Below are 24,239 nucleotides of genomic sequence, written 5' to 3' on the forward strand. Positions count from 1 at the left end.
AAATTAGTATGGTTTTCATTATGAAAAACAAAAAAAGAGGGCCCTCAGGTCCTCCCACGGTTTCAGTCCTCGCAAGTATCTGAAACCTGATCACTGGTATAAAGTTTACCGTAAGGAATAAAAAAAGTCAATATTTTTAAAGAAATGCAGGCTTTGGGAGGCATCAATATATTTTAGCACCATTTGGAAATCATAAAATTTTCCCACTCCTTGACTTGTGGCTGAATTTAGGGTAAAATAAAGCCACAAGAAAGGAGGTGCTTTTATGCAGATTATTCCTATGCGTGATTTGAAAAACACGGTCGAGGTAGAACGGCGCTGTGCTGAAGAAAATGGACCGGTTTATGTAACGAAGAATGGATATGGCCGTCTGGTTGTCATGGATATTGAGTATTACGAACGGACCATGCAGAAAATGTATGAAGCGAAAACGATCATGGAAGGTTTGGAGGATGTAAAAGCAGGACGGACTGTGGATGGAGAAAAAGCGATCAGCGATATAAGGAGAAAATATGGAATCTAAATGGGGCTATCAGTTGACGCAGAAAGCGGATGCCGATTTGGATGACATTGTGGGATATATCGCTGTGGAATTGGCAAACCCAAAGGCAGCACCGGATTTTGTGGACAAATTGCAGGGAGCGATTGAGGAGGCCCGGTCTTTCCCGGAAAGCGGTTCTTTAGTCGTGAATGAATTTGTACCAAATACGGAGATCAGAAAAAAACTGGTGGGTAATTATATTATGTATTATCTGCCGGATTTTGATGAAAAAATGATTTTTGTCCTGCGGATTATTTATGGCAGAAGGAACATGGATGAAATTTTGCGGCAGCTAAATGTATAGTGTGAAAAAAGAATAATGAAATTACACAAGGCATCGGTCAATGAATGATCGGTGCTTTCTTTATGCTCGGAAAAATGTTTATAGATTTCCGGGCTTTTCTTTTGCACATTTTTAGGAGGTGAGGAACAGTGGCAAGCAGGATCAAGGGCATCACGATTGAGATTGGGGGCGATACAACAGGGCTTGATAAAGCCTTAAAAAGCGTTAATTCGTCCATCACCCATACCCAGAGTGCCTTAAAAGATGTCAATAAGCTGCTGAAGCTGGACCCCGCCAACACAGAAACAGAAGTTATTAAAAGATGCCATTTCCTCTACCAAGGAAAAACTGGATGCCTTAAAACAGGCGCAGGCACAGGCAAAGGAGCAGCTGGAGAATGGCGACTTAGGGCAGGACAAATACGATGCCCTCCAGCGTGAGATCATCGAGACCGAGCAGGAATTAAAGCGGCTCCAGGAGCAGGCGGCGACCACCAGCACGGCCCTTGCGAAGATTGATGAGATCGGCGGCAAGATGGAGAACCTGGGTAATTCCATTGCCGGCGTTGGGAAAACGATCATGCCGATCTCCACAGGGGTTGCCGGTCTGGGGATCGCGGCAGTCAAGACAGCTGCGGATTTTGATTCTGCCATGAGCCAGGTGGCGGCGGTATCCGGGGCAACCGGGGATGACTTACAGTCCCTCCGGGATAAGGCCCGTGAGATGGGCGAGAAAACCAAGTTCTCCGCATCCGAGGCGGCGGAGGCCATGAACTATATGGCCATGGCCGGCTGGAAATCGAAAGACATGATCTCCGGCATTGACGGCATCATGAACCTTGCCGCCGCATCGGGAGAGGACCTGGCGACTACATCGGATATTGTCACCGATGCCTTGACCGCCTTCGGACTGACCGCAGCGGACTCCGGGCATTTCGCGGATATTCTTGCGGCGGCATCCTCCAATGCGAACACCAACGTGTCCATGATGGGGGAAACCTTCAAGTATTGTGCGCCGATTGCTGGCGCGCTTGGTTTTTCCGCAGAAGATACCGCCGAGGCAATCGGCCTGATGGCAAACGCGGGTATCAAATCCTCTCAGGCAGGTACTTCCCTTCGTACCATTATGAATAACCTTGCCGGGGATGTGAAGATCAGCGGGCAGGCCATCGGGGATGTGACCATTGCCACAACGAACGCGGACGGCAGCATGCGGAGCCTGTCGGATATCCTGGCAGACTGTCGTACTGCTTTTGGAAAGCTGACGGAGTCTGAAAAAGCACAGGCAGCAGAATCCCTGGTAGGCAAGAACGCCATGAGCGGGTTCCTTGCCCTTATGAACGCTGCACCTGCGGATATTGAAAAGTTAAGCGGCGCCATTGACAACTGCGATGGCACGGCTGAGAAGATGGCGGCTACCATGCAGGATAACCTGATGGGGCAGCTTACCATCTTAAAGAGTCAGTTGGAGGAACTTGCCATTTCCTTTGGCGAGATGCTGATGCCCGTGATCCGCAGCATTGTGACGAAAATACAGGAGTTTGTGGATAAGTTAAATGGCATGGATGAAGGCACCCGCCAGATGGTCTTGAAAGTAGGGCTTTTGGTGGCGGCGCTTGGGCCGTTCCTGGTGATCCTCGGTACTACGATAGCCAAGATCGGCACGGCCATGAAAGGGTTTGTACAGTTGGCGAACGGCTTTAACAAACTGAAAGTGGCAGTGCAGGGCGGCACGGGGCTGTTTGGAAAACTAGGTGCGGCACTGGGCGGCATCTCGGCTCCCGTTGTGGCAGTGGTGGCAGTCATCGGGACACTGGTGGCTGCTTTTCTGCATCTGTGGAATACCAATGAGGGATTCCGGGAGGCCATCATCGGAACCTGGAATACCATCAAAGAGACGGTCAGTACTTTCTGCCAGGGAATCGTGGACCGGCTGAATGCCCTGGGCTTTAGTTTCCAGGACATCACGCAGGTGATCTCAGCGGTATGGAATGGTTTCTGTTCCCTGCTTGCCCCGGTCTTTGAAGGCGCGTTTCAGGCAATCGCCGCAGTGCTTTCCACGGTGCTGAACGTGATCACTGGTATTTTAGATGTGTTTATCGGGCTGTTTACCGGGAACTGGTCGCAGATGTGGACGGGGATTCAAACGATTTTCTCCGGGGTATGGGAGGGAATCAAGGGTGTCCTTTCGGCAGCGGTCGGTATCATCCAGGGCATTGTGGATGTGTTCCTCGGCTGGTTCGGTACGAGCTGGAGCGAGGTCTGGACGAATATCAAGACCTTCTTTGAGGGTATCTGGAACGGTATTGTAGCTTTCTTCTCCGGCATTTGGGAGACCATCACGAACGTGGTGCAGACAGGGATCATGCTGATTGGCTCCATTCTGAGTGCTGCCTTTGACATTATCACGCTGCCTTTCCAGTTTATCTGGGAGAACTGTAAAGAGATTATCACGGGTGCATGGAACGCCATCAAATCGGTGGTATCTACAGCCATCCATGCGGTTTCTAGTGTGATCTCCTCCGTGATGTCCGTCATCCAAAATGCCATTTCGACTGTCTGGACGGCGATCAGCACAAAGATTTCCACGGTGCTGAACACGATAAAATCCGTGGTGACTACGGTATTTAACGCCATTAAGTCGGTGGCTTCCACAGTATGGAACGGTATCAAATCCGCCATTTCTACTGTGGTGGACGGAATCAAGAGCAAGGTTTCGTCTGTATTTAATGCGGTCAAGAGTACGGTGACTTCTGTATTCAATGGCATTAAAAGTACCACCACTTCCGTCTGGAACGGTATCAAGACCGCCATTATCACCCCGATTGAGGCGGCGAAAAACACCATCAAGGGGATTGTGGATAAGATTACCGGATTCTTCTCCAGCATGAAGATTTCCCTGCCGCACATCAAGCTGCCGCATTTCAGAATTTCCGGCAGCCTGTCCATTGCGCCGCCGAGTGTGCCGCACCTGTCGATTGACTGGTACAAAGAAGGCGGTATCATGACGCGGCCGACACTGTTTGGCATGAACGGCACAAACTTAATGGCTGGCGGTGAAGCCGGGGCAGAAGCGATCCTGCCATTGAAAGGTTTTTACAGTCAGCTGGAGAGTATCCTTTCTAACCGGATGGATACCAGCACCATGGAGCGTTACCTATCCATCATTGCGGCAAACAGCAGCAAGGGCATCTATCTGGAGGACGGAACACTGGTAGGGCATCTGCTCCCGGCCATTGACAGTAAACTGGGGCAGATGCAGAAGCTGAACAGGAGGTTGAGCCTATGAGACCAGATGTAAAACTAAATAATATGTGGCTGTCTGGTCTTGGGTGGCTGCGGGAGAGCATCCATTTCCCAACACCCCAGTCCCAGAGTAATACCATAGTGGTGCCGGGGCGGAATTCCCCGATCCGGTACACGGAAGCGTTGGGGCGGGTATCCTACCAGCCCCGGAGCTTTGAAATCATACTCTCCATGCTTGGCACCAGGGAGCAGTTTAATCAAAAGGTCAGTGCGGTGGTGAACCCGTTTGCCGGACAGCTGGTGAAAGTGGTTTGCAGCGAGGAACCGGGGCTGTATGCCATCGGCACACTGGAAATGGCCCCGGCCTATGATCCTCTGACCGGAAAAGGGCAGCTTACCATTTCCTGTTCCGATGGGGATTCCTACCGTTACCATGTGGAAGAAACCGTTATCACCGTGACGGGCGGAGGGAATGTCATTCTGGATAATGACTATATGCCTGTGGTCCCGGTCATCACAGCCACGGCGGAAACGGCGCTGAGCTGGCAGATCGGTACAGATACCTTCCGAAAAACAGTCAGTTCCGGCACCTGGGAGTTTCCTGAAATGGAATTGCAGGCTGGAAGAAATGTGGTGTCTGTCACTGGAAATGGAACTGTGACCTTCCGGTACCGGGAGGGATGCCTATGAGATTATTCCGTATCTATGTGGACGGGACGCTGTTTTACCATCCGCAGTTATCGAAACTGGCAGTCACGGAGGCGAAGGTGGAGGAGGATGCGGAGAACATTGACAGCCTGACGCTGTCGGCTCCTTATAACCATCCGTATTTGCATAGCATTAAACCAATGGCCTCTGTGATCGTTTGCAAAAAAGGGAATGAAACGGTTTTTGAGGGGCGGGCGCTGGATGACGGCAGTGATTTTTATAACACCCACACATGGACCTGTGAATCGGCTCTTTCCTATTTGAAGGACAGCCAGCAGCCGCCCTATAACTACAAAGGGAGCTTAAGAGGGCTTTTCGAGTATTTCATAACTGAACACAACAAAAGTGTGGAGGAGCGGAAGCAGTTCACGGTGGGAGAAGTAACGGTGGTCGATAACAATGATTATGTGGCTTACAGCTGTTCGGATTATTCCATGACGATGGACGCCATCCGGGAGAAACTGATCAATACCCATGGCGGGTACCTGCGTCTCCGGTATACCAGTTCCGGTAAGGTGTTGGATTATTTGGCGGATTTTACGGAAGCCTCCCTTCAAAAAGTGGAGTACGGAAAGAACCTGACCGATGTGAAGATCACGTTTGACCACACAGAACGGGTAACAGCACTCATTCCCCTTGGGGCAAAGGTCAAGACCACGGATGAGGACGGCAATGAGGTGGAAACGGACGAGCGAGTCACCATCGAAGCCGCCAACGATGGGAAGAACTATGTGTTTGATGAGGATGCGGTCAAAGAGATCGGCTGGATATGGGCAACGGAAGTGTGGGAGGATGTAACACTTTCTTCCAACCTTCTTAGGAAAGCGAAGGCCCGCATCGCAGAGCTGGCGAAGGGCATCACCAGCATGGAGCTGACCATTGTGGATGAATCGGATACTGGCGCGGACATTGCGGATATCCATGCAAGGCAGTATGTGTACTGTTCTTCCCCGCCCCATGGGATTGACGGGCGGTATCTGTGCATCCAGAGGACGCGGGATTATCTGAATCCTTCCGGCAACACCATCACCATCGGGGCAAGCGGTATCCGGCTGACTGCCATCAGTGCGAAGCAGAACCAGAACTTAAGCACACTGGAGCAGGATATCCTGGGGCAGACGGAGAAAATCGAGAACATCTTCGGGAAAGTCGAGGATATCACCACAGCGAAAATGTACCGGACAGAGCTGGTGGTGGAAGGCACGAGCATCTTCCGGGATAAAGGGCAGCAGAGTATTTTAAGATGCAGGGTATTGTCCTGGGATAAGGATATCACAGATACCCTTCCTGCTTCCGCTTTTTGCTGGCACAGGAAATCCGGCAATGCGGAAACGGATGCCGACTGGGACGGCCTGCACAAAGGAATGAAAAGCGTAACCATATCAACTGAGGACGTGCTAGACAATGCGTCCTTTTATTGTGAAGTCACCATTTAACTTTTTATCATCTGAAGGAGGAACAAGAAATGCCTACTATCTTAACATCCAGCCAGCAGACTTTTGTGGACATCACAGACCAGCGGAAGCTGTCGGCCTATATCACGTCCAACCTGCCGAAAACGCAGAGTGAGGACCCGAACACCTTACCTCACGCTTATGCGCCGAACTGGGAAACATCCCATCTGGTGCTGACCCCGGTGATCTTCTTAGACCAGACCAACGTGGCCCTGGATGCATCCGGGCTGACCATTTCATGGAAACGAAAAGACGGAACAGGAGCAGAGAGCGCCCTGTCATCGGGAGAAACGGTGTCCGGCGGCATCCTGACGGTCAGCCAGAACAAGCTTTCGGCATCTTCCTCTGGGATGATCACTTATATCTGTTATATCAGCTACTACGATTCGGAAACCAAGAACACGGTCAACATTTCTTCTGACATTACCTACACGCTGGTAAAGAATGCGGAGAACGCAAAACTGGCCTATGTGACGGCGGATACCTATGTGTTCAAGTACCGTGTACGAAAGACCTGGGCAGACGCAGCATCCCAGAAAGGCGCATTCCACAGCCTTGCCAATGCGAAGAAGTGTGCTGATGAGAATGCCGGGTATTCCGTGTTCGATGAATCCGGCAAGAATCTCTATATCGGGAAACAGACTGCCTTTCAGCCGTATCTGGTGAAGGTGTCTGTCTCGGACCTGCGTATCCGCAAAGGTCCCGGAACCGATAAGGCCAAGACCGGAAAGTACACGGGTACAGGTGTCTTTACGATTGTCGAGGAAGCGGACGGCCCCGGTGCATCCAAGTGGGGGCTTTTGAAAGCATACCAGAAAAATCGTGATGGCTGGGTGAGCTTGGATTTTGCACAGAGAGTATAAGTAAAGAGTGACAGGGGGGGGTATGTTTCTGCCGGCTGCATTGGATGTGGCCGGCAGAAACTGTATTGTAGATTTATGAAAGAAGGTCAATATTCCCGTCTTTACATAACAGAAGGGAGTGTGTTTGGAATGGAAGAAAGAAAAGTGCAGGTTCTTAATGCGCCGATAGCGGCAGTACCAGAAAAAAAGCAGTTTACGCAGGAAGAACTGCAGCGGGAATATGACTATATACGGGCGGAAAAACTGACCAGGAAACTGTACAATCTTGGGTTGATTACTATAGAAGAATTTGACAAAATCATGGCGTTAAACCGGGAATCTTTCTCTCCGGCATTGGCAAGGATTATGCCCTGAAATGCTTGCTATAGAGGAACTTTGACGGTAACATGTCACATACCGGAAAGGAAGGTGAGTGGATGAAAAGGATAACAAAGATTGATAAGGTAGAACCTCTTATCCCTAAAAAGCTCCGGGTGGCGGCTTACTGCAGGGTATCAACAGGAAGTGACGAACAGTTGGCAAGCCTGGAGGCACAAAAATCCCATTATGAGTCTTTCATAAAAGCAAATCCAGAATGGGAGTTTGCGGGAGTCTATTATGACGAAGGAATAACCGGAACCAAGAAAGAAAAAAGAACACAGCTGTTAAGGCTGATTTCAGATTGCGAAGCACACAAGGTTGATTTCATTGTTGTAAAGTCTATCAGCCGGTTCGCAAGGAATACAACGGATTGCCTGGAACTGGTGCGGAAACTAACGGACCTTGGCGTCTTCATCTATTTTGAAAAGGAAAATATCAATACCCAGTCCATGGAGAGCGAACTGATGCTTTCTATCCTGAGCAGCCTTGCGGAGAGCGAGTCCGTTTCAATTTCTGAAAACAGCAAATGGGGAGTCAAGAGAAGGTTCCAGAACGGCACGTTCAAGATTTCCTATCCGCCATACGGATATGATTATGTGGACGGGGGAATGGAGATCAACCCGGAGCAGGCAGAGATTGTAAAATATATTTTTGCACAGGTGCTATCTGGAATCGGTACACACCAGATAGCAGATGAACTGAATGCCAGGAAAGTGCCCACAAAAAAGGGTGGGAAATGGACGGCATCGACGATCCGGGGGATGATCTATAACGAGAAGTATGTGGGGGATGTGATCTTCCAGAAAACCTATACGGATGAGCACTTTAGCAGGCATACGAACTATGGGGAGAAAGACCAGTACCTGATGCAATGCCACCATGAACCGATCATCAGCCGTGAGGATTTTGAGGCTGCCGGGGCAGTCCTCAATCAGAGGCGGCTGGAAAAGGGAATCACAAAAGGCAGCGGGAAATATCTGAACCGGTATCCGTTCTCAGGGAAAATTGTCTGTTCGGAATGCGGCGGCAAATTTAAATGGAGGATACACAGCAAAAACGGCGGAAAGTATGTGGCATGGTGCTGTGGGAAACATATCGATGACGTCACAGCGTGTTCCATGAAATTCATCCGCAATGCGGATGTGGAGAAAGCCTTTGTGACGATGATGAACAAACTGGTTTATGGACGGAGGTTTGTGCTGAGGCCCCTGCTGGAAAGGTTGAGGGAGATGGACCGGTCGGACAGTTTCAGCATGATACAGGAATTGGAATTGAAGATGGAGAAAAATGCGGAGCAGAGACAGATACTCACTGGCCTGATGGCGAAAGGGTATCTGGAACCTGCTCTTTTTAATAAGGAAAACAATGAGTTATTGCAGGAAGCGGCGGAACTGGAGTTGCAAAAGAATGGGCTTTCCCATTCTGTAAACGGGGAAATGGTAAAGACCGGGGAAGTGGAGGCACTTTTGAAATTTGCAGAGAAGGGTGAGATGCTCACAGCCTTTGACGGGGAACTCTTTGGAAGGTTTGTGGAGCAGATTATCGTATATTCCAGAACCGAGGTCGGTTTCCAGATGAAATGCGGACTCACGCTCAGGGAAAGGATGTGATGGGGTGGGACTTACACCATATGGATACCGGATTGAGGAAGGACGTGCGGTGATTGATGAGGAGCAGGCAGAAAGGGTCAGGAAACTGTACCGGGGTTATTTATCGGGACTTGCCTTGATGCCGGCCGCAAAGCAGGCGGGGATTGAGACTTGGCATGGTTCTGCTAAACGGTTATTGCAGAACAGGCATTACCTTGGGGATGCGTATTACCCGGCGATCATTGACCGGGAGACGTTTGACAAGGCGGAGCAGGAACTTAAAAAACGGGCAGAAAAGCTGGGAAGGGTATGGGAACAGAAGGAAGAAGAAAAAGTTACCTATCCGGTGGATTTCTCCATAAAACCGATGGAGAAACAATATGAAGATCCATTTATGCAGGCAGAATATGCCTATAGTCTGATAGAAAGTGAGGGTTAGATATGAGGCAGATAGTTGGAAATCCGACGGTTACCGTTATCCCGGCCAGACCGCGTATGGGACTGGGAAGGAATAACGAAGAAAGACAAAAGATCCGTGTGGCTGCCTACTGCCGCGTCTCTACGGACAGTGATGAGCAGGCCACAAGTTATGAAGCGCAGATAGAGCATTACACGGCATTTATCAAAAAGAATCCCGATTGGGAATTTGCCGGAATATTCGCAGATGATGGAATCTCCGGAACGGATACCCGGAAACGGGAAGAATTTAACCGTATGATTGAAGAGTGCATGGAAGGGAAAATCCAGATGGTCATTACAAAGTCCATCAGCCGTTTTGCAAGGAATACACTGGACTGCCTGAAATATATCCGGCAGCTGAAGGACAGAGGCATCCCCGTATTTTTTGAAAAGGAAAACATCAATACAATGGATGCGAAAGGCGAAGTCATGCTGACCATTATGGCGTCTTTGGCACAGCAGGAAAGTGAGTCATTGAGCCAGAATGTGAAGATCGGCCTGCAGTACCGTTACCAGCAGGGACTCGTACAGGTCAACCACAACCGTTTCCTCGGATATACGAAAGACACTGAGGGGCATCTGGTCATTGAGCCGGAGGAAGCAGAAGTAGTCAAACGAATCTACCGGGAATACCTGGAAGGGGCAAGCCTTTTGCAGATTGGGAAAGGGCTGGAGGCGGAAGGTATCCTTACCGGGGCAGGGAAGAAAAAATGGAGACCGGAGACTATAAAGAAAATCCTGCAGAATGAAAAATATATCGGAGATGCGCTGCTTGCGAAAACATATACAGTGGATTTTCTCACGAAAAAGCGGGTAAAGAACAACGGGATTGTACCGCAGTATTATGTGGAGAACAGCCATGAGCCGATTATTCCCCGTGACCTTTATATGCAGGTGCAGGAAGAAATGGTACGGCGGGCAAACTTGCACAGCGGGGAAAACAGGAAGAAAAGGGTTTACAGCAGTAAATATGCGTTATCCAGCATTGTTTACTGCCCGAAATGCGGTGAAATTTACCGCAGGATTGCGTGGAATAACAGAGGAAAGCGTTCTACGGTGTGGCGGTGCTGCACCCGCGTGGAACACGGACCAGAAGGATGTGATGCGCCGACGATCCAGGAGTCAGAGTTGCAGGAGGCGGTGGCAAGGGCGATCAATGACCTGCTAGGCAGCAGAGATTCTTTCCTGCCCATCCTGCAGGCAAATATCCTTCAGGTGCTTGAGAATAACAGCAGTGATAAGATCGCAGAGATTGACTGCAGGCTGGTAGAACAGCAGCAGAAACTACTGAAACTGGCAAATGGAAAGAAGGATTACAACGCTGTGGCTGATGAAATCCACAGCCTCCGGGAGCAGAGGCAAAAGGTATTGGCACAGGACGCGAAACGTGACGGGCAGAAGAAGCATATCGAAGAGTTGAAAGCATTCCTGGAGGAACAGAAGGATATACCGATAGAGTATGATGAGCAGCTGGTCAGACGGCTGGTGGAAAAGGTAACCATTTATGATGAGAGGATAGTAGTGGAATTTAAGTCCGGAGTGGAGATAGAAGCGGATAGATAGGCATGGCATGGAGGCATCCAGCAGGTTCAGACGAACTTGTGGGATGCCTTTTTTTCGTGGGGGAATGGGGAATGAGTGTGGATATAAAGGAATATGAGGATTGTGTTTAGCAACCATGTGGTTTATAATGGAAATGTCAGGAGGAGTGAAAATGACAACATCTGATATGATTCGGGAACTTTGTGAAAAAATGAATATCAGCATCTCAGAGCTTGCTCGGAGGATTGGGCAGTCACCGCAGAATTTTAATAAGAAGTTGCAGCGGGGAACTGTTAGTGTGGAGGAAATGATTACTATTGCGAATGTGCTGGGAATCACATTTGAACAACGGTTTATTTTAGAAAATGGAAGTGAAATACGGTTTAATAACATTGGAGGAAGGTAGATGTCAACATTAAATGAATTGGAGTATTACTGCCATGAAGAGAATTCTTTTGGAGCATTAATGTTTATAGGGGAATGGGGATGTGGAAAAACGTATTTGATTGAGCATGAACTGGCGGATCGATTAGGCGAAGGTTTTATAGTTATTCGTATTTCCTTATTTGGGGAGTCATCGATAGAAAGTATCAATCGTAAAGTTCAAAAAGCATATTTTCAAGAAGTAATGTTGAATATGGGAGGAAACGTAGAGGAACTTGTGAAGGTGGTTCCCGGAGTTACGGATAAAAAGGCTTCGCAGATTGGTGAAGGTATCAATAAGGCTGCTGGAAAATTTGAGGAAATGTCGGATAAGTTAAATAAAAGCAAGTTTGGAAGGTTCGTTCACTTTGCAGCAGAAATGGCAAAGAAGATACCGGGAGCAGATAAGGTATTAGCTTTAAATCCAAGTGAGTGTATGCCTATTGAAGCGAGTATTGCAGATAAAAAAGTCATTTTAGTTTTTGATGATTTGGAAAGAAGTACTGTTGATGAAGTGACTGTTTTAGGATGTATCAATGAGTATTGTGAGAATAAACATATTAAAACTATTATTGTTGCAAATGAAGAAAAAATACTAGAGAAAAACTTTGGACAAGAAGTGGATGCGAATCAAGAAACTAGTTTCGATAAAACAATGCATACGGACACTGCGGTCAAAATCAAATATTCAGAAATAAAAGAAAAAATAGTGGTGAGAACTATAAAGAATATCCCAGATTACAAGAGTATATTTACTGAAATAATAACTGATTATAATACGCAGAATGAAGAATATAAAAATTTCTTGATAGAAAATAAAATGTGTTTAGTAAATGTTTTTACAAGTGGCAGTATTGCTAATATTAGAAGCATCAAATGTGCAATACAAGACTTTCAAAGAGTTTTTATTGAATTGAGAAAGAAAGGAATTGAAGATGACCTGCCAATATACTTCCAGACCTTTGTTGCGTATACATTGCTGATAAAAACAGGAAGAATTCCTAAATCAGAAAGATATGGGTATCTATTTTGTGATTCAGAAATTGAAAAAGAATATCCGGGTTACTATGTGAGAAGATATATGCTGCCTGGAGTAAGGGAGTGGCTAACAGAAGGTAAATGGAATGAGCAGAATATATGTGATGATATAGATAAAATGCTTGAAGTGAAGAAAGGCGCAGAACCAAAAGATCTCGTGAGGAATTTACGCTTGATAGATCTTGAAGAAGATACGATTAAGAAGGGTTTACCGAAAGTATTGGAAATGGCTTATGCCGGAACGCTGGACATTGATGACTACATTACATTATTAGGTAATATGTATTGGGCAAGAACTATTTCTTATGAATTACCAGAAAAACCGGATATGAAGAAGTTAGAAACAGGTGTTGAAAAATGTTTAGAGATTTTATGCAATAGTGATGAGGCAGATACAAGAGTCAGGAAAATGATTTCACCAAATGATATGCATCTTCTGTCTGAGGATGAAAAACGTATTTATATGAAAATTTGTGACTTTAGAGATAAAGAATTGCAGATGTTTGCAATAAATAAAAGAAAATATTTAAGAGCACTGAAATCCGGGAAGATGGCTGAAATATATGAGTGTGAAAATAAACGTTTCAATATTTTTGACGATGAATTGGCATCTGCGGTGGCAGATTGTTTTAAGGTACTTCCAAATTCAGATCGCCCCTCTTTTTCAGGCGTGTTTTGTAAAATGTGGAATTTAAGAATTGGTTCACAGGATTTATTAATTAAAGAATCAATTCCGGGACTGATGAAACTGAAAGATGGGCTTTCTCAGATAAAAACTGATGAAGAAGGAAATGGATATGGTTTGAAAGCTGCTTTGACTAAAAACTTTATGCAGGATGTCGAAGGGACTGTAACAAAAATGAAAGAAAGGCTAGATGAAATGGAAGCTTCAAAAGATGGTGGAGAACAAGGGTAAAGTGGACACAATTTTTAGAAATATCTGTGGATGGTGGGAAAATGTATTTAAAAAAACTTATTATAAAAAATTTTAGAATATTTGATGAAATGGGTATAGAACTTATTTTTAATAAGGGCGTAAATGCAATTATTGGAGAAAACAATTCTGGTAAATCTTCTGTAATAGATGCGCTTAGGATTGTTTATTCAACTGTGACATATAGAAAAGACATATTCTTTTCAAAGTCGGATTTTCATGTTTGTGAAGATGGAACAGTGGTAGACTACACTCAATTTGATGTGTATTTGGAGGATGTACCTCGTAGAATGACGGAAATCTGGAATCCACAAAGTGAGAGTGGCATGGGAGGGGATTTTCATATTAAGTTTGAAAAATATATCGCTCCCAATGGAACTGAAAAGGTTCGGTCAGTTTATTGGGGATTTGGAACAGAAGGAAATCAATTATCTTCAGATACATTTGAGGCAACAGATGTAGTTTTCTTGGGGGCACTGCGAGATTCAGAAAGTGAGATGAAACCTTCAAGAAACAGTAAACTGGCACAATTACTTCGAAATTTGGTTCCAGAAGAAGCTGTTAGGGAAGAATTAGTTCAGATTTTGAATAACGCAAATAATGATTTGTTGAAAAAAGAACAGTTAAAAAAGACGAGAAATACAATAAATCAAAATCTTGCAAGAATTGAACAGGAATTTTTAAATCAACAGATTGATATTGGCTTAGTAGAACCGAGGTTTGATTCAATTGCATCTTCCCTACGCGCATGGGTTAAGCCAAAATGGATTCTAATAAATAAGGAAGATGCTGTTTATGAAACGGCACATACATATTTTCAAAGTAATATGGATCTGAAAAAAATACAAGATGATGCAAAGGGCATATATTTTGAAATCTCTATTTTGGATAGTGAGACTGAACTTGACAAGAAAGTAGCAGATAGAATTAGTGAAATAGCGAATAAATCTTTTGAACTATATCAGAATGGCTTGGGATATAATAATTTGTTGTTTATGTCAGCAGTACTTGGTGATATGGCAATTGAGAGGGGTGGAGTTTATCAAAATCTTTTGTTAGTCGAAGAACCAGAGGCCCATCTGCATCCGCAACTACAGGAATTGGTACATGATTTTTTATCAGATGCAAATAAAAATGATGGTAATATCCAGATAATTTATACATCACATTCTCCTACGCTGGCTTCAAAAATAGATATAGATAATATTAATTTGTTATATGAGTATGGGCATAAGAAATATTGTTTGCCTTTCTCACAAACAAACCTAACAGAGGAGAATAAAAAATATTTACAGAGGTACTTGGATGTAACAAAATCTCAGATGTTTTTTGCGCGAGGAATTTTATTTGTAGAAGGAATCAGTGAAGCAATTTTACTTCCGGCAATGGCGAAGGCATTGGGCAGACCTTTTGAAAAGTATGCGGTAGAATTGGTCAATGTAGATAGTGTTGCATTTACACCATTTGTAAATCTCTTATCATCTGATAAAGTTAAGACCTGTTTTTCAAAAGTGTCCGTTATTACGGATGATGACAGATGTGCTAAAAAGAATGAAAAAGACTATATTGACAAAAATTATGATTATGATGATGTCAGTAGTGAAGTTGCTACAAACCTACAAAATGGACAACCTTCGGATAGATGTAATGATTTGACAACATTATGTTCTGGTGCGGGGATAAACATATTTACGGCAACTAAAACATTAGAGTATGCATTATGCTGTAGTGAAAATAATGTTTATTATATGGTAGAAGCATTGAAAGTATGTTATACGGAATTGGGTCCGAAGTTAGAAACGAAGGTTAGCTCGTTATCTCAATTAAGTGAAAAAGCAGCATGTGTATGGCTGTTTATAAGAACCAGAGATAAATGCAAAGGAGCAGTTGCACAATACATAAGTCAAGTAATTAGTGACCAGCATGAATTAAGAAAAAAAGGAAAGAAAATTAAGAAAGAGTTTGTTATCCCAGATTATTTGAAAAATGCGATTTATAGTGTGACGGAGCAATAGTATGGTAGAGAAAATGACGGAAGAACAGAAAGAATTTTTGAATGCAGAGGGTAAGGTGGTTATAAATGCCTGTCCAGGGAGTGGGAAGACGTATACTGTTGCACATAAATTACTATCGTATGTGGATAATTGGGAGGATTACCACAGCGGTGTTGCAGTATTATCATTTACGAATGTGGCAAGTAATGAAATATATGAAAAAGCACAATCAATTCATGGTAGTTTAGGTAAACTGGGATATCCTCATTTTATTGGAACTGTGGATAGTTTTATTGATGAATTTATTGTGTTGCGTTACGGTCATTTGCATACTGTTGGTAAAGTGCGTCCAAGAATAGCACTGTCTGATAACTGGAAGATACCATACAAATATTGGCGGTCAGAATGCAATAAGAATGGGTGTGTAGATAATATAGAGCAATTTTATTATGGAGTTGATAAAAAACTTTATAAAGGAAATGAACAGGTAATTTGTGACCGAAGAAAAGCGAAGATGCTTCCATGCCAGCAATATAAGAAGATGTTGTCGGACAGGGGAATTGTTTTTCAGAATGAGACGGCGTTATTCGCATATCAACTATTAAAGAAGTATCCGGAAGTGGCAGCTGCTATAGCGGAAAGATTTCCGATAATTATTATTGATGAAGTTCAAGATACATCGATAAGTCAGATGGCAGTTTTTGACTTGTTAAGTGAATCGGGAATGAAATCAATATTTTTGGTGGGAGATCCAGATCAGTCGATATATGAATGGAGAAACGCAAATCCAAAGTGTATGCTCCAGAAATTAGAAGATCCAAATTGGGAAACTATAGAATTGACGGGGAATTTCAGAAGTTCACAGAATATCTGTAATGTTACTTCGCTTTTTTCTGCCAGTTTGCAGGGAAATGGTAGCAATAATGCAATAGGTGAATGGAAAGACGAAAAGGAAAAGCCGGTTTTATTGCTGACAAAGAAAAATTCGGAGGATGAAATTATTAACTACTTTCTTGATAAGTGCAGCAAAATGGGGATAGAGATATTGCCCAAGAACGTTGCGGTTTTAACCAGAGGGAGGATATATTCTGATACAGATATAGCAGGTTTATGGAAAAGTAAAGAAATAGAATTATTCGCTAAAGCGGCATATGAATGGAAGTGTGGTTCAAGAAAAAAAGCCTACCAAGAGGCATCAAAGGCATCATATAGTATGATTTTCAATGAAGATATAGATGAATATGTGATGAACCAGAATATTCGGAAATATACCGATGATGATACATGGAAGGATTATGTAATAGATATTTTGGTAGATATGCCTGATGATGAAACGGAAATTGGAGAATGGGTAAAAAGCTTTTCAACGTTTTTTTACTCAGTATGTGCTAGATATGGTTATGAAATATCAATAGATAAAAAATTAAAGGATATTTTTAAGATAAAGCAGAGTGATAAAAAGACACCGAATTTCAAACAAATACCGTTAAGGAAATATTTTGAGAAAAAAACAGAAGGTAAGTATACCCGCTCCTCAATTCATGGAGTAAAAGGGGAATCTTACGATGCTGTGTTAATTTATGTTAAAAGCCGTACAGGGAGTACAATTACTCCCAAATTACTTATGGAAGGGCCTCTTGATCAAGAATTAATGCGCTTGGCATATGTAGCGATGACAAGACCGAGAAGACTGCTCATGCTTGCTATGCTTGATACCAAGGGAATAAAGACTTGTGAGAGATTTTCAGAAAAATTGTGGAAATATGAAGTTTTAGAAGGCGGTTCATAAATTGTATCTTATTATTTGCATTTGAGGGCCTAAATGACACCAAACTATTGTATAATTTTTGCAGGAGTTTGATGTTGATATTGTACACATAGAAAATATAAGATTGAGTTGCATAGTTCTGGGGGACTGGGATGCGTATAAATTTTTATAAACGATATGAAGATAACTATATTTTTGAAGGGGAGCAAAGAGAAAAATATAATCGCTCTACATTAAAATGGCTGGTTTTGTCATGCTTCTCTGTGTTTTTTCCATTATTTATTACGCTAATCACAGATAGTTATGATGGTAAATTCAATATATCGGATTTAATTAATAATGGTGATTTGATTTTGTTATCTTTTTCATTAACAATTCCGACGGCATTGGATTTGTTTGAAACAAAGAAAAATATAAATGGAAATGATAATTCATTAAGCTTATGTAGGTATTTGTGCTTGTTTATTATTGTTATACAAGTTTTGTTTTATGTTTTAATTAGAACTCATGAGGCTAAATTTTTAACGAACTTATTTTCAACAATTATAATAGTTCCGGTCTCGATTTATATATGTAGATATTCTGTTTTTTGCATGTTTATTAATTCAATAGAAGAAGGAGAACACTGACATGAGTATAGATATTTTAATGACAGCAACAGCAGTATTAGTGTCAATAGTTGCGTCAGTGGTAACGGCAATTATTCAAACTAGATTAAATAGAACACATATAAAGTTTAAAGATTTACACGTGGAGTATTTAGAAAAAGTGAATAAAGACAATACAGGAATTGTATCTGAGAAAGAAATTGACATTTTGTTGGAAACACTGAGAAAGACATATTCAAAAATGTTGGAAAAGGATAAAGAGGATAGTGACGATGTCTGTATTACTTTGTGTAAATACAATAAAGAGAATCAAAACTTGCAGGTGATCTATAGGTTACCGCAGGAACCAGAAGTTAAGCCAATATTATTTGAATATTCCATGCAGGGAAAAAATAGTCTTGCGAATTTATATATAAATAGTAATTCTGAAATTGATAAAGTTTTTAACTATAGATCAAAAAAGAATTTAAATCGGTGGGGATCATTTTTGGCCTATGTACTAAAGAAACAAAATAATGTCATGGGGATATTATGTATTTCAAGTTGGCAGAGAGTCAATGAAAGATACGGTTACGAAAATATTAAAATGCTTATAGAACCAATAGAGGAATTTTTAGTTAGTTATATACAAGACAAAAAGGATGCAGAACCGTAATGAAGTTAGAAAATATCAATAGGAATAGATATGTTTCCGCAAACGGGTATGGCACTAAAAATGCTTTTTATATGTTTCCGAGAACGGACAGGTCATTTGACATACTTCTTGTCCTCTCGTGCCATGTTGAGTGCGTGGTATTGATGTCACGGGTTGAAAAATAACGAACTAAAAAAATGTAGAAAACAAAGGGTTTCCGGGAGTTGGGACTGTTTGGACAACGGTTCCGGCTCCCGGATTTTTTGCGGTTGAGAGGACTGTGGGAACTGGTCAACGGTAAAATTGGCGGATAGTTGAGTGGACAGAATGGATATTAGGGGTGTTGAGTTGACAGGTTGGATAAATGGTATGCTGAGTTGATAGCATTGTTAAAAGGCAAATGCACGTTGTTCCTTCGGCGGAATCAACGTGCATTTCACATCGTATTCATTAAATCAAGTAGGAGCCGCTTCTGCTCATCCATATCATCATATCATCACCTGCCCATCTGTATCTATTCTAATTCCCAAAACGGTGCTATAATAGTCACAATCGGTAGATACAACATTTCCTGAAAAGGACATACACACTCATAGTATGGTAGACAGATGGGAAAGCTATTCAGCAGAAGGTTTTGATATGGGAGAACATTTATTTGAGCGTCTGGCTCGTGAACGGAATATTACAGTAGAAGAAATGCGGGCGATTATTTCTGCCCGCATTGAGAAAGGATGGAATGACCCTGATCCGGAGAAAAGGGCGCAATGGAGGAAAATACCTTGTGAGGGCGAAATTCCCACGCCAGATGAATGGCTGCAGCTATTGATACATGGCTGGTTGAAACTCCCGACGATGAGATTCTGCTTTCGATATTATGACGAGTACATTGATGGAATAACTTATGAAAAAAATCTGGATACCTTCGGAAAAGTGAGCTATGATGCGCCTGCCTCAATCAGTATTTATACAGACAGCTTTGAGGATAAGGAAGCTGTGTCCCAGTGTATTGAAAATTACAATAAAACGGTGGATGAGGACAGTCGGATCAGCTACACTGACTATGTAGAACTTTTGACTTCTTCCCTTACATCTATGGTAGATGTGATTTCCTATGTGCTGATCGCGTTTGTTGCCGTATCGCTGATCGTGTCCTGCATTATGATCGGTATTATTACTCATATTTCCGTTACGGAGCGCACGAAGGAAATCGGTATTCTGCGGGCAATGGGTGCAGCAAAACGTAATATTTCGGAAGTGTTCAATGCGGAAACTTTCTTGATTGGCCTTTGTGCGGGTGTGCTTGGCATAGCGATTTCTGCATTGCTGACTATCCCGATCAATGCAGTTCTCCAGAGTCTGCTTGGAGCAACGAACCTCAGTGTGTCTCTGCCAATTAACTACGCAGTTGTTTTGATTGTGCTCAGCATGATTATTACTGTTATCGGCGGTTTACTTCCGGCGAAAAAGGCAGCGAAGAAAGACCCTGTGATTGCTCTGCGTACAGAATAAATGTGTAATTCAGTTTGGGAGACTTCATTACGGGGCCTCCCAAACTGGAACTCTTTAATATAGAGATTGAAAATGGCGATGTTATCCTTGACAAATTAAAATTAGCGTGCTAAGATTATTGCAGAAAGGGGGTCTGTTCAATGGAAGATAGTGTATGTGGTATGCTAATCAAACAAATTAACAGCGAGCTGGAAAAAAATGCAAATAATATGCTCCGCAAGGATGATCTGACAGTATCGCAAATCGGCGCTTTGATGGAACTTGACGAAAGCATTGAAAAGCAGATGGAATTAAAAGAACTGGAAGAGGTGCTGCATATTGCAAAACCTACAGTGGTAGGAATCGTAAAGCGGCTGGAGGATAAAGGATTTGTCATAAGTACCCGAAGCATACAGGATAAACGGATTCGAATCATACAGCTCACTCCTTTGGGAGAGGAATGTTGCCGCAGGGCGAAAGAACGTATGGAACAAGCCGAAATGGCATTGACTTCCTCTCTGACAGAAACAGAGCGGCGTATTTTAATTACACTTTTGCAGAAGGTTCGTGATTCATTTTAGATTTAAGCGGATGACAACGAATAGAAATAATACCGCCAAATGGCGGTATTATAAAAATACAAAATGTTAGCTTGCTAATATTAGCAAGCTAACATACAGACCATAAAGGAGGAAGAAAAATGATTAAAATTTTCAGGTATTTCAATCGAAAGCAATGGCTTTATGTCGCCGCCAGTATCCTTTTTGTTGTGATTCAGGTATGGCTGGACTTAAAGCTCCCAGATTATATGTCCGGTATCACAACGCTTGTGCAGACAGAGGGAAGTGCTATGTCGGACATTTTGATACAAGGCGGATATATGCTGATGTGCGCTCTCGGCAGTATGGTGGCCTCAATTATTGTAGGTTTCTTTGCTGCCAGAGTTGCGGCGGGACTTGCGCAAACCCTGCGGAATTGTGTTTATGACAAGACGATGGATTTTTCTATGGAAGAGATTGATCGGTTTTCTACTGCCAGCCTCATAAACCGGACGACAAATGATGTAACTCAAATTCAAAATCTGGTAGCTATGGGGTTACAGGCGATCATGAAAGCACCCATTCTGGCAGTATGGGCAGTTGTCAAGATTGCGGGAAAAAGCTGGCAATGGACGGCGGCCACTGTTGTAGCGGTATTTGTGCTGGTGGTTGCCCTTGCTGTCACACTGATTTTTGCGCTGCCTCGCTTCCAGCGTATTCAAGGGTTGACAGATAACCTGAACCGGGTTACCAGAGAGCAGCTTACCGGAATCCGTGTGGTGCGAGCTTATAATGCAGAGGGCTATCAGGAAAAGAAATTTGCAGTTGCCAATGACGAACTGACTTCCACAAATTTGGTTGCAAATCGTGTCATGGCGATGATGTCACCAACCATGACTCTGATTAACTCAGGATTGACACTTGCCGTTTACTGGATTGGCGCTTATTTGATAGAGGCAGCAAGCCTTACCGACAAGTTGGGGATTTTCTCGGATATGGTGGTCTTTTCTAACTATGCCATGCAGGTCATTTTGGCATTTATGATGTTGAATATGATTTTTGTGTTGTTGCCCCGTGCGCAGGTATCCGCAAGGCGTATCTGTGAAGTACTTGATACGGAAAATCACATTTATGATGGTGCGGGAGTGAAGGCTGAAAAATGCGGAACGGTAGAATTTCGTCATGTATCTTTCCGGTATCCGGGCGCTGCGGCTGATACATTGACCGACATCAGCTTTACGGCAAGGGCTGGCGAAACAATCGCATTGATCGGTGCCACAGGCAGTGGAAAAACCACTCTGATTAATTTGATTCCCAGATTTTATGATGTGGCCGAAGGTCAGGTCTTAGTGGATGGCGCAGATGTGCAGGAATACAAACAGGAGGAACTGCACAATCGAATCGGTTATGTTTCGCAAAAGGCGGTGCTGTTCTCTGGTACGGTAGCTTCCAATGTGGCCTATGGGGAAAGAGGACATGGAACTGTCTCAGACGGAGAAATCAAAGAGGCGGTTGCTATCGCGCAGAGCACGGATTTTGTAGAAAAGATGGAAGGAACCTACGATGCCCCGATTGCACAAAGCGGCACAAATGTGTCCGGCGGTCAGAAGCAGAGGCTTTCTATTGCCAGAGCAGTTGCAAGAAAACCAGAGATCCTGATTTTCGATGATTCCTTTTCTGCATTGGATTACAAAACTGACCGGGCATTACGAAAAGCACTGAGCGAAAGCACGGCACAGACAACAAAGCTGATTGTGGCGCAACGTATTGGCACTATCCGTCATGCAGACCAAATCATTGCGTTGGAGCATGGAAGGATCGTAGGAAAAGGAACCCACGAGGAACTGCTAAAAACCTGTGTGACCTATCAGGAAATTGCAAGCTCACAGCTTTCAAAGGAGGAATTAAACAATGGCTGAGAAAATCGCAAGGAATCACCAAAACAGTCCTGGTATTCCCGGAGGCATGGGAACCGGTGAAAAAAGTAAGAACTTGAAAAAGGCGTATGCTGATTTTATTCATTATCTTGGAAGGTATAAATGGAGCATTCTGGCAGCGGCCATTTTCTCTGTCGTAGGCGCTATCTTGAACCTGATTGGCCCGAATAAACTCAGTGAAGTAACGGATCTGATTACGGAAGGTCTATCCGCTTCCATTCAGCTTTCTGCTGTGGTACAGATTGCCTCCCTATTGGCTGTCCTGTATGCGTTTGGGTTTCTGCTCAATTATGCGCAGGGCTTCATCATGGCGACTGTTTCCCAACGAATCACGCAGAATATGCGCCGTGATATTTCGACAAAAATCAATAAGCTGCCTCTAAGATATTTTGATTCTCATTCAACAGGCGATGTATTGAGCCGTGTTACCAATGATGTGGATACTGTGGGCCAGACCATGAACCAAAGTTTTTCCACGTTGGTTTCTTCGCTCTCTCTATTGATTGGTTCTGTCTTGATGATGTTCCTGACAAACTGGATTATGGCAGTTACCGGAATTATTGCAGCGCTGATTGGGTTTTCTGGTATTCTGTTCATTATTTCAAAATCTCAGAAATATTTTGCCGAGCAGCAACAGGAACTTGGAAGCTTAAATGGTCAGGTAGAGGAAACTTACAGCGGGTTTACCGTTGTTAAAGCATACAACGGAGGAAGAAAAGCAAAAGAAGAGTTCCATCAGCGTAGCAGCCGTTTGTATGCCTGTGCATGGAAGAGTCAATTTCTCTCAGGTCTGATGATGCCATTTATGATCTTCATCGGTAATTTTGCGTATGTGGTGGTGTGCATTGTGGGCGCTGTCCTTGCTGTGCAGGGTTCTATTTCTTTCGGTACAATCGTGGCATTTATGCTGTATATCCGGTTGTTTACGCAGCCGTTGCAGAATATTTCTCAGGCATTGTCCAGCGTACAGAGTATGGCTGCTTCCTGCGAGCGTGTATTTGAGTTTCTGGCTGAAAAAGAAATGGAGGATGAAAGCTATAAAAAAGTAGAACTGTGCAGCGTAAAGGGAGACGTTATCTTTGACCATGTTAAATTTGGGTATGATCCGGGCAAAACCATCATCAACGACTTTTCCAGCCGTGTGAAGGCAGGACAGAAAATTGCCATTGTTGGGCCTACCGGAGCTGGAAAGACAACGATGGTAAACCTGCTGATGCGGTTCTATGAGTTGAATGGCGGTACAATCACCATAGATGGGACGCCGATCAACGAACTGAAAAGAGAGAACATCCATAATTTGTTTGGTATGGTGCTTCAAGACACATGGATGTTTGAAGGAACACTTCGTGAAAACCTTGTTTACAGCAAAACCGGTGTGACGGATAAAAAACTGGACGAGGTCTGTGCGGCTACGGGACTGACGAGCCTTGTAAAGCGTCTGCCGGATGGTTATGATACAGTACTTGGTGATAATGCCAGTCTCTCTGCTGGACAAAAGCAGTTGATTACGATTGCCCGTGCCATGATAGAGGATGCTCCTCTGCTAATTTTGGACGAAGCAACCAGTTCCGTGGATACCCGTACTGAACAGAAAGTGCAAAAAGCGATGGACTCGCTGACGGAGGGACGTACCAGCTTTGTGATCGCTCACAGGCTGTCTACGATAAAAAATGCTGACTGTATCCTTGTTATGAAGGATGGAGATATTATCGAGAGCGGCAGCCATGAGGAGCTTCTCGCCCAAAACGGTTTCTACGCTGAACTGTATAACAGCCAGTTTGAGCAGGCTTCGTAATAGTAAAATGTTGAGGCTAAAACAAGTTGGAGGTTAA

Annotated in this window: 20 protein-coding genes; all 20 read left to right on the forward strand. The window is 43.7% G+C overall.

Annotated features, from left to right (window positions below; translation table 11 throughout):
* The first annotated feature begins 265 nt into the window (after positions 1-265).
* The 20 genes from NQ534_RS12565 (at position 266) to NQ534_RS12655 (ending at position 24,202) form a co-directional block, all read left to right on the forward strand.
* Entirely contained in the window at positions 266-523 is a 258-nt protein-coding gene (locus NQ534_RS12565) for a type II toxin-antitoxin system prevent-host-death family antitoxin (protein ID WP_006864449.1), read from the forward strand.
* Positions 513-845, forward strand: coding sequence for a type II toxin-antitoxin system RelE/ParE family toxin (locus tag NQ534_RS12570; protein ID WP_006864448.1), 333 nt, complete (start codon positions 513-515; stop codon positions 843-845). The genes NQ534_RS12565 and NQ534_RS12570 overlap by 11 nt, the downstream gene beginning before the upstream one ends.
* Before the next feature lie 128 nt (positions 846-973).
* Positions 974-1,264: a hypothetical protein gene (locus NQ534_RS21420; protein ID WP_006864447.1), complete on the forward strand. Its 291-nt coding sequence runs from the start codon at positions 974-976 to the stop codon at positions 1,262-1,264.
* A gap of 94 nt (positions 1,265-1,358) precedes the next feature.
* Positions 1,359-4,112: a phage tail tape measure protein gene (locus tag NQ534_RS12575; protein WP_006864446.1), complete on the forward strand. Its 2,754-nt coding sequence runs from the start codon at positions 1,359-1,361 to the stop codon at positions 4,110-4,112.
* Positions 4,109-4,759 (forward strand): phage tail family protein, encoded by a 651-nt coding sequence (locus NQ534_RS12580; protein ID WP_006864445.1) that lies wholly within the window; start codon positions 4,109-4,111, stop codon positions 4,757-4,759. Before NQ534_RS12575 ends, NQ534_RS12580 begins: the two co-directional genes overlap by 4 nt.
* A complete protein-coding gene (locus NQ534_RS12585; protein ID WP_006864444.1) occupies positions 4,756-6,213 on the forward strand; it encodes a phage tail spike protein in 1,458 nt (485 codons plus the stop codon). Before NQ534_RS12580 ends, NQ534_RS12585 begins: the two co-directional genes overlap by 4 nt.
* Before the next feature lie 29 nt (positions 6,214-6,242).
* A complete protein-coding gene (locus NQ534_RS12590; RefSeq protein WP_006864443.1) occupies positions 6,243-7,094 on the forward strand; it encodes an SH3 domain-containing protein in 852 nt (283 codons plus the stop codon).
* A 129-nt stretch (positions 7,095-7,223) separates the two neighbouring features.
* Positions 7,224-7,448, forward strand: coding sequence for an SHOCT domain-containing protein (locus NQ534_RS12595; protein WP_040785448.1), 225 nt, complete (start codon positions 7,224-7,226; stop codon positions 7,446-7,448).
* A 62-nt stretch (positions 7,449-7,510) separates the two neighbouring features.
* A complete protein-coding gene (locus NQ534_RS12600; RefSeq protein ID WP_040785445.1) occupies positions 7,511-9,064 on the forward strand; it encodes a recombinase family protein in 1,554 nt (517 codons plus the stop codon).
* Positions 9,065-9,068: 4 nt separating this feature from the next.
* Positions 9,069-9,482: a serine integrase family protein gene (locus tag NQ534_RS12605; RefSeq protein WP_006864440.1), complete on the forward strand. Its 414-nt coding sequence runs from the start codon at positions 9,069-9,071 to the stop codon at positions 9,480-9,482.
* Positions 9,483-9,484: 2 nt separating this feature from the next.
* On the forward strand, positions 9,485-11,065 hold the full coding sequence (locus tag NQ534_RS12610) for a recombinase family protein (RefSeq protein ID WP_006864439.1): 1,581 nt from the start codon (positions 9,485-9,487) through the stop codon (positions 11,063-11,065).
* A 151-nt stretch (positions 11,066-11,216) separates the two neighbouring features.
* A complete protein-coding gene (locus NQ534_RS12615; protein WP_040785442.1) occupies positions 11,217-11,450 on the forward strand; it encodes a helix-turn-helix domain-containing protein in 234 nt (77 codons plus the stop codon).
* Positions 11,451-13,421 (forward strand): P-loop NTPase fold protein, encoded by a 1,971-nt coding sequence (locus NQ534_RS12620; RefSeq protein WP_006864437.1) that lies wholly within the window; start codon positions 11,451-11,453, stop codon positions 13,419-13,421.
* A 41-nt stretch (positions 13,422-13,462) separates the two neighbouring features.
* Positions 13,463-15,454, forward strand: a complete 1,992-nt coding sequence (locus NQ534_RS12625; RefSeq protein WP_006864436.1) for an ATP-dependent nuclease — start codon at positions 13,463-13,465, stop codon at positions 15,452-15,454.
* Position 15,455: 1 nt separating this feature from the next.
* Positions 15,456-17,222, forward strand: coding sequence for an ATP-dependent helicase (locus NQ534_RS12630; protein ID WP_006864435.1), 1,767 nt, complete (start codon positions 15,456-15,458; stop codon positions 17,220-17,222).
* A gap of 609 nt (positions 17,223-17,831) precedes the next feature.
* Positions 17,832-18,464 carry a hypothetical protein gene (locus tag NQ534_RS12635; protein ID WP_006864434.1) on the forward strand — a complete coding sequence of 211 codons (633 nt, stop codon included), beginning with the start codon at positions 17,832-17,834 and terminating at the stop codon, positions 18,462-18,464.
* 618 nt (positions 18,465-19,082) lie between these two features.
* Positions 19,083-19,952, forward strand: a complete 870-nt coding sequence (locus NQ534_RS21550) for an ABC transporter permease (RefSeq protein WP_074680279.1) — start codon at positions 19,083-19,085, stop codon at positions 19,950-19,952.
* A gap of 140 nt (positions 19,953-20,092) precedes the next feature.
* The gene (locus NQ534_RS12645) at positions 20,093-20,512 is read left to right on the forward strand and encodes a MarR family winged helix-turn-helix transcriptional regulator (protein WP_006864700.1); all 420 of its coding nucleotides are present in this window, start codon (positions 20,093-20,095) and stop codon (positions 20,510-20,512) included.
* Positions 20,513-20,631: 119 nt separating this feature from the next.
* Positions 20,632-22,389, forward strand: a complete 1,758-nt coding sequence (locus NQ534_RS12650; protein ID WP_260042669.1) for an ABC transporter ATP-binding protein — start codon at positions 20,632-20,634, stop codon at positions 22,387-22,389.
* Positions 22,382-24,202: an ABC transporter ATP-binding protein gene (locus tag NQ534_RS12655; protein ID WP_260042670.1), complete on the forward strand. Its 1,821-nt coding sequence runs from the start codon at positions 22,382-22,384 to the stop codon at positions 24,200-24,202. Before NQ534_RS12650 ends, NQ534_RS12655 begins: the two co-directional genes overlap by 8 nt.
* Positions 24,203-24,239: the final 37 nt, after the last annotated feature.

Origin of the sequence: Marvinbryantia formatexigens DSM 14469 (assembly GCF_025148285.1) — a bacterium.
Classification (GTDB): Bacteria; Bacillota; Clostridia; order Lachnospirales; family Lachnospiraceae; genus Marvinbryantia; species Marvinbryantia formatexigens.

Bases quoted from the DNA above. Each gene is read 5' to 3' on its own strand.
- NQ534_RS12565 (WP_006864449.1), top strand. From the start codon at position 266: ATGCAGATTATTCCTATGCGTGATTTGAAAAACACGGTCGAGGTAGAA.
- NQ534_RS12570 (WP_006864448.1), top strand. From the start codon at position 513: ATGGAATCTAAATGGGGCTATCAGTTGACGCAGAAAGCGGATGCCGAT.
- NQ534_RS12575 (WP_006864446.1), top strand. From the start codon at position 1,359: ATGGAGAACCTGGGTAATTCCATTGCCGGCGTTGGGAAAACGATCATG.
- NQ534_RS12580 (WP_006864445.1), top strand. From the start codon at position 4,109: ATGAGACCAGATGTAAAACTAAATAATATGTGGCTGTCTGGTCTTGGG.
- NQ534_RS12585 (WP_006864444.1), top strand. From the start codon at position 4,756: ATGAGATTATTCCGTATCTATGTGGACGGGACGCTGTTTTACCATCCG.
- NQ534_RS12590 (WP_006864443.1), top strand. From the start codon at position 6,243: ATGCCTACTATCTTAACATCCAGCCAGCAGACTTTTGTGGACATCACA.
- NQ534_RS12595 (WP_040785448.1), top strand. From the start codon at position 7,224: ATGGAAGAAAGAAAAGTGCAGGTTCTTAATGCGCCGATAGCGGCAGTA.
- NQ534_RS12600 (WP_040785445.1), top strand. From the start codon at position 7,511: ATGAAAAGGATAACAAAGATTGATAAGGTAGAACCTCTTATCCCTAAA.
- NQ534_RS12610 (WP_006864439.1), top strand. From the start codon at position 9,485: ATGAGGCAGATAGTTGGAAATCCGACGGTTACCGTTATCCCGGCCAGA.
- NQ534_RS12615 (WP_040785442.1), top strand. From the start codon at position 11,217: ATGACAACATCTGATATGATTCGGGAACTTTGTGAAAAAATGAATATC.
- NQ534_RS12620 (WP_006864437.1), top strand. From the start codon at position 11,451: ATGTCAACATTAAATGAATTGGAGTATTACTGCCATGAAGAGAATTCT.
- NQ534_RS12625 (WP_006864436.1), top strand. From the start codon at position 13,463: ATGTATTTAAAAAAACTTATTATAAAAAATTTTAGAATATTTGATGAA.
- NQ534_RS12630 (WP_006864435.1), top strand. From the start codon at position 15,456: ATGGTAGAGAAAATGACGGAAGAACAGAAAGAATTTTTGAATGCAGAG.
- NQ534_RS12635 (WP_006864434.1), top strand. From the start codon at position 17,832: ATGAGTATAGATATTTTAATGACAGCAACAGCAGTATTAGTGTCAATA.
- NQ534_RS21550 (WP_074680279.1), top strand. From the start codon at position 19,083: ATGGGAGAACATTTATTTGAGCGTCTGGCTCGTGAACGGAATATTACA.
- NQ534_RS12645 (WP_006864700.1), top strand. From the start codon at position 20,093: ATGGAAGATAGTGTATGTGGTATGCTAATCAAACAAATTAACAGCGAG.
- NQ534_RS12650 (WP_260042669.1), top strand. From the start codon at position 20,632: ATGATTAAAATTTTCAGGTATTTCAATCGAAAGCAATGGCTTTATGTC.
- NQ534_RS12655 (WP_260042670.1), top strand. From the start codon at position 22,382: ATGGCTGAGAAAATCGCAAGGAATCACCAAAACAGTCCTGGTATTCCC.